The 6399-nt window shown below is 71.3% G+C and carries 5 protein-coding genes; all 5 read left to right on the top strand.

Annotation, left to right across the window (positions count from 1 at the left end; all coding sequences use genetic code 11):
* Positions 1–231 precede the first annotated feature (231 nt).
* The 5 genes from ACIQM4_RS34390 to ACIQM4_RS34370 all read left to right on the top strand — a co-directional run bounded on the left by ACIQM4_RS34390 (position 232) and on the right by ACIQM4_RS34370 (position 6178).
* Entirely contained in the window at positions 232–1017 is a 786-nt protein-coding gene (locus ACIQM4_RS34390; protein ID WP_401599489.1) for an SDR family NAD(P)-dependent oxidoreductase, read from the top strand.
* A 34-nt stretch (positions 1018–1051) separates the two neighbouring features.
* Positions 1052–1663 carry a sigma-70 family RNA polymerase sigma factor gene (locus ACIQM4_RS34385; protein ID WP_401599487.1) on the top strand — a complete coding sequence of 204 codons (612 nt, stop codon included), beginning with the start codon at positions 1052–1054 and terminating at the stop codon, positions 1661–1663.
* A gap of 15 nt (positions 1664–1678) precedes the next feature.
* Positions 1679–2893: an MFS transporter gene (locus tag ACIQM4_RS34380; RefSeq protein ID WP_401599485.1), complete on the top strand. Its 1215-nt coding sequence runs from the start codon at positions 1679–1681 to the stop codon at positions 2891–2893.
* Positions 2894–2973: 80 nt separating this feature from the next.
* Positions 2974–4644 (top strand): FAD-dependent oxidoreductase, encoded by a 1671-nt coding sequence (locus ACIQM4_RS34375; protein ID WP_401599483.1) that lies wholly within the window; start codon positions 2974–2976, stop codon positions 4642–4644.
* Between the two features lie 169 nt (positions 4645–4813).
* Positions 4814–6178, top strand: a complete 1365-nt coding sequence (locus ACIQM4_RS34370) for a phosphomannomutase/phosphoglucomutase (RefSeq protein WP_401599490.1) — start codon at positions 4814–4816, stop codon at positions 6176–6178.
* The last annotated feature ends 221 nt before the right edge of the window (positions 6179–6399 follow it).

The raw sequence follows: 6399 nt of genomic DNA, 5'->3' as shown, positions 1-6399 counted from the left end.
GCGTCTCCCTCGCCGTCCTCATCAACACCGCCATCGTCCTCCTCGGCACCGCCACCACCGCCCTCTTCCTCCACCACAAGGAAAAAACCCCCACCGCGAACTGACGGCACCGACGGGCCTCCCGTCCGCCGCACGGCGGCGGTGCGCGCACCCTCCCCAGGGGCACGCACCGCCGCCGCCCCCGACGCCCCGCCTCTCACGGCACGCCCACCGAACCGAAGGAATCGCACGATGGACCTGCAACTCGCGGACAAGGTCTTCCTGGTCACCGGAGCCTCGGCCGGAATCGGTGCGGCCACCGCGCGGCTGCTCGCCGCCGAGGGCGCGACCGTCGTGGGGGTGGCCCGCAAGGCGGACAGCATCGACGACCTCGGCGAACGCGTCACCGGCATCGCCGCCGACGTCACCGACCCCGACGCCGCCCAGTACGTCGTCGACACCGTCCTCGAACGCCACCAGCGGCTCGACGGCCTGGTCAACAACGTCGGCGGGCTCCAGTCCCGTACCGGCTTCCTCGACGTCACGGACGCCCAGTGGCGCGAGACGTTCGAGCTCAACTTCCACGCGCTCGTGCGGATGACCCGCGCCGCGCTCCCCGCCCTCCTCTCCCAGGGGCAGGGCAGCATCGTCCACCTGGCCAGCGAGGCGGCCCGCTTCCCCGACCACCCCCTGGTCGACTACGCGGCCACCAAGACCGCCCTGCTGTCTCTCTCCAAGTCGCTCACCGCCGAGTTCGCCCGCCGCGGTGTCCGGTCCAACATCGTCTCGCCCGGTCCCACCAGGACCGCACTCTTCGACGCCCCCGGCGGCTTCGCCGACCAGCTCGCCGAACGTTTCGGCCTGCCGGCGGACGAGGCGGTCGCCCACTTCGTCACCGAGGTACGCGGGCTGCCCACCGGCCGGATCGGCACCCCCGAAGACGTCGCCCGGGTCATCGCCTACCTGCTCTCCCCGCTGGCCGGCCAGGTCACCGGAGCCGAGTGGGCGGTCGACGGCGGCGCCCTGCGGCAGCTCTGACCCGCCGGCACACGCGACGGAGTGCGAGAACCCGATGACCACCACGCCGAACACGACGACCACCCCCGCGGAGACGGACGAGCAACGGGCGCGCCGCTTCGAGCGCGAGGCGCTGAGCCACCACAGCCCGCTGTACGCCCGTGCCATGCGGCTCACCCGTAACGCGGCGGACGCCGAGGACCTGGTCCAGGAGACCTACACCAGGGCCTACCGCAGCTTCCACCAGTTCCGCCCCGGCACCAACCTCGGGGGCTGGCTCTCGCGCATCCTCACCAACACGCACTTCACCGCGCACCGCAAGAGGCGACACGAACCCGGTCTGACCGCGATGCCGGAGGTCGACGACTGGCAGCTGGCCCGCAGCGCCTCCCACACCTCGACGGGGCTGCCCTCGGCCGAGGCGCAGTTCCTGGACCGCATCCCCGACCCCGAGGTCAGCAGGGCGATGCGCGCCATACCCGACGACTTCCGCACCGTCGTCTACCTCGCCGACGTGGAAGGCCTGCCCTACCAGGAGATCGCCTCCCTGATCGGCATCCCGCACGGCACCGTCAACTCCCGCCTGCACCGGGGCCGCAGACGCCTGCGCAGCCTGCTTCAGGACCGCCCCGAAGGCCGCCCGTCCGGCCGCCGGAACAAGAGCTAAAGGAGACCGGCCCCCATGCCACTCGCCCTCGTGGCCCTGGCCCTCGGAGCCTTCGGCATCGGCACCACCGAGTTCGTCATCGTCGGCCTCCTGCCGGAGGTCGCGGGCGACTTCGGCGTCTCGATCCCCTCCGCGGGCATGCTCGTCACCGGTTACGCCCTGGGCGTGGTCGTCGGCGCGCCCCTGATGACCGCGGCCGGCGCCCGGCTGCCCCGCAAGATCATGCTTGCCGCGCTGATGGTCGTCTTCATCGCCGGCAACCTGCTGTGCGCACTGGCGGGTGACTACAACCTCCTGATGATCGGCCGCCTGGTCGCAGCCCTCACCCACGGCGCGTTCTTCGGCATCGGCTCCGTCGTCGCGGCCGGCCTGGTGGCCCCGGAGAAGAAGGCCGGCGCGATCGCGCTGATGTTCACCGGCCTCACCGTCGCCAACGTGCTCGGCGTACCGCTCGGCACCTTCCTGGGACAGCACTTCGGCTGGCGCTCCACCTTCTGGGCGGTCACCGCCTTCGGCATCGTCGGCCTGCTGGGCATCCTCGCCCTCGTACCGCACCAGCCCCGCGACCCGGACGCCGGACTGCGCCGCGAGCTCGCCGTCTTCCGCTCGCCGCAGGTGTGGCTGGCGCTGCTGACGACCACCCTCGGCTTCGCCGGCGTCTTCGCCTCGTTCACCTACATCGCCCCCATGATGACCGGCGTCGCCGGCTTCTCCGAGGGCGCGGTGACCTGGCTGCTCGTCCTGTTCGGCGCCGGACTGTGCGTGGGCAACATGGTGGGCGGGCGGCTCGCCGACCGCAGCCTGATGCGCAGCCTCTGCCTCATCCTCGCCGCCCTCGCGACCGTCCTGGTCGTGTTCGTGTTCACCGCCCACGCGGCGCTGCCCGCCGCCCTCACCCTCGCCGCCTTCGGAGCCATCGGCTTCGCGACGGTGCCGCCCCTGCAGATGCGCGTCATGCAGAAGGCCGAAGGAGCACCGGCGCTGGCCTCCGCGGCCAACATCGCCGCCTTCAACCTCGGCAACGCACTCGGCGCCTGGCTGGGCGGTACGGCCATCAGCCACGGCCTCGGCTACACCGCGCCCAACTGGATCGGCGCCCTGCTGGCCGCCGCCGGACTTCTGGTGGCCCTGCTGTCCGTCCTGCTCGACCGCAGGTCCGCCCGCCGCCCCACCCCCGCGCGGCCCACCGCGCCCACCGCGCCCGCCGCACCCACGCACGCCGGCGTATGACTCCCCGCCCGACGCCTGCCGGGCTTCCCGCTCAGCCGTGTCCACGGCTAGGCCCGTTCGAGAATTCGAGGTTTCTGACGATGAGTGGTGTCGATCGCCGGACCATGCTGGGCCGCAGTGCTGCGGTCGCCGGCTCCGTGGCCGCAACCGGCCTCCTGGCCAAGACCGCTGCCGCCGCCATCCCTTCGGGTGCGCGCGCGGCCGCAGTGGGGGCGACCGTCAAGCCGAGCGACCCCCGCTACCCGCTGCTGACCAGCGGCAACAACCAGCGCTTCGTGGCCAGACCCGACTACGTGAAGATGATCAAGTCGTCCGCGGACGCCGAACGCGCCCTGGAGCTGGCCTTCCGTACGAAGAAGCGGATATCGGTGCGCAGCGGCGGCCACTGCTTCGCCGACTTCGCGGCCAACCCGGACATCGAGGTGATCCTCGACTTCTCGGAGATGACCGAGGTCTCCTACGACGCGGGCCACCGTGCGTTCGTCGTGGAGCCGGGCGCCCGCCTGATCAACGTCTACGAGGCCCTGTACAAGGGCTGGGGCGTCACCATACCCGGCGGCATCTGCTACAGCGTCGGCGCCGGCGGCCACATAGCCGGGGGCGGCTACGGCCTGCTCTCCCGCGCCCACGGCCTGGTCTCCGACCACCTCTACGCGGTGGAGGTCGTGGTCGTCGACGAGAAGGGCAAGGCCCGCACCGTACTGGCCACCCGTGAGCAGAACGACCCGAACCGCGAGCTGTGGTGGGCCCACACCGGCGGTGGCGGCGGCAACTTCGGCCTGGTGACCCGCTACTTCTTCCGCTCACCCGGCGCCACCGGCACCAACCCCGCCGACCAGCTGATCTCGCCGCCCGCCACCGTGCTGGTCAGTGCGATCGACCTGCCCTGGGACCAGCTGACCGAGGCGACGTTCACCCGGCTGCTGAAGAACTTCGGCGCCTGGCACGAGCAGCACAGCGCCCCCGACTCCAAGTACCGCCACCTCAGCAGCCTCTTCAACGTCAGCGCCAAGGCGAAGGGAAGCCTGGGCATGTTCACCCAGGTCGACGCCACGGTCCCCGGTGCCAGGCAGCTCCTGGACGACTATCTGAAGGCGATGCTGGCAGGCACCGGGGTCACCCCGCGGGCCCTGGCGAAGGCCAACGGCGAACTGCCCGCCATGCCGGAGCTCCTGGCGCCCAGGACGCTGCCGTGGCTCCAGGCCACCCGCCTGGTCGGCACCAACAACCCCACCATCACCAACCCGACCTCCCGCGGCGCCCACAAGTCGGGCTACATGCGCAAGAACTTCACCGACCACCAGGTCGCCGCAATCTACCGGCACATGACCCGGGCGGACTTCCACAACCCGGACACCATGCTCGTCCTGTTCTCCTTCGGCGGCCAGGTCAACGCCCTGGCCCCGGACGCCACCGCGAACGCCCAGCGCAGCTCCATCTTCAAGATGTGCTTCCAGACCTTCTGGGCCGACGAGAGCGAGGACGACTTCTACCTCGGCTGGGCGCGCGGCCTGTACGAGGACTTCTTCGCCAGGACCGGCGGCGTCCCGGTCATCGACGACCGCACGGACGGCTGCTACATCAACTACCCCGACCGTGACGTGTCCGACCCGCAGCACAACACCTCGGGGGTGCCGTGGCAGACCCTCTACTACAAGGACAACTACCCGCGGCTGCAGCAGGTCAAGAAGCGCTGGGACCCCACCGACTTCTTCCGGCACTCGCTCTCCGTCCAGCTGCCCCGCCGCTGACCCGCTCCTTCGGGCGCGCCCCGCATCTCGCCACGAGTCTCTCGGCACGAGTCTCTCGCCACGAGTCGCGGAGCGCGCCCTTACTCGTGCACGTGCTTCGCTCCCGCCCGCCCGCCCGCCGCCATGCCCAGGCCCGGAACCCGGAGGACCTCCCTTGTCCGTCACCCCCTTGGAACTCGATCTCTCGTCGCTGGTGAAGGCGTACGACGTGCGCGGCCTCGTCCCCGAGCAGTGGGACAACGCGGTGGCCGGGCTGTTCGGCGCGGCCTTCGCCCGGGTGACGGGGGCGGACGCGATCGTCACCGGCTACGACATGCGGCCCACCTCGCCTGCGCTGGCACTGGCCTTCGCCCAGGGCGCGGCGCTGCACGGCACCTCCGTCACGGAGATCGGTCTGTGCTCGACCGACCAGCTGTACTACGCCTCAGGTGCCTGGAACATGCCGGGCGCGATGTTCACCGCCTCGCACAACCCCGCCCGGTACAACGGGATCAAGATGTGCCGCGCGGGCGCCGCCCCGGTGGGCCAGGACACCGGCCTCGCCGAGATCCGGCTGCTGGTCGAGCAGTGGGTGCGCGAGGGGCCGCCGCCTTCGCTCACCCCGGTGGGGCCGATCCGGCGCAGGGACGTCCAGCAGGACTACGCGGACCGTCTCAGGTCGCTCGTCGACCTGTCCGCGATCCGGCCGCTGAAAGTCGTCGTGGACGCCGGCAACGGCATGGGCGGACACACGGTGCCGACCGTGTTCGAGGGGCTGCCGCTCGACGTGGTGCCGATGTACTTCGAGCTCGACGGCACCTTCCCCAACCACGAGGCCAACCCGATGGACCCGGCGAACCTCGTCGACCTGCAACGGCGGGTGCGCGCGGAGGGCGCCGACCTGGGGCTGGCCTTCGACGGCGACGCGGACCGCTGCTTCGTGGTCGACGAGCGGGGCCAGGGGGTGTCCCCCTCGGCGATCACCGCGCTGGTCGCCGTCCGTGAGCTGGCCAGGAACGGCGGCGCCGGCACGGTCATCCACAACCTGATCACCTCCCGGTCGGTGCCCGAGGTGGTGCGGGAGCACGGCGGGACGCCGCGGCGCACCCGGGTCGGCCATTCGTTCATCAAGCAGGAGATGGCGGCGACCGGGGCCCTGTTCGGCGGTGAGCACTCCGCGCACTACTACTTCAGGGACTTCTGGAACGCGGACACCGGCATGCTCGCGGCCCTGCACGTCCTGGCGGCCCTCGGCGGCCAGGACCGGCCGCTGTCCGAGCTGGTGGCGCAGTACGACCGCTACCGGGCCTCCGGCGAGATCAACTCGACGGTGGCCGACCAGCGGGGGCGGATGGCGGCGGTGCGCGACGCCTTCGCGAACCGCGAGGGGCTCGTGCTGGACGACCTCGACGGGCTGACCGCCTCCGGGGCCGACTGGTGGTTCAACGTCCGCCCCTCCAACACCGAGCCGGTCCTGCGGCTGAACGTCGAGGCGCGCGACGCGCACACCATGACGCGGATACGCGACGAGGTCCTGGCGCTCGTCCGCGCCTGACCTCCCGCTCTTTCGCGAGAACCCCTACGAATGCTCCGTTCCGCTTTCGGCGGGCGATCCGGCGGGCGATTCGGCAGGTGATTGAAAAGCCCCCTTACGGCGCCGGCAGAGCGTCGGAACGGCTTCCCACGCGACCTTCCCACGCGGCCCCAATGCCCCGTGCTCCACACGAGCACGGGGCATTTTCATGCCCTCGTTACGAGGAAATGCCCGGGTTCGTC

Origin of the sequence: Streptomyces sp. NPDC091272 (assembly GCF_044757485.1) — a bacterium.
Lineage (GTDB): Bacteria > Actinomycetota > Actinomycetes > Streptomycetales > Streptomycetaceae > Streptomyces.
Note: the sequence above shows the minus strand (reverse complement) of the source record. Positions and strands in the feature narration are given on the sequence as shown.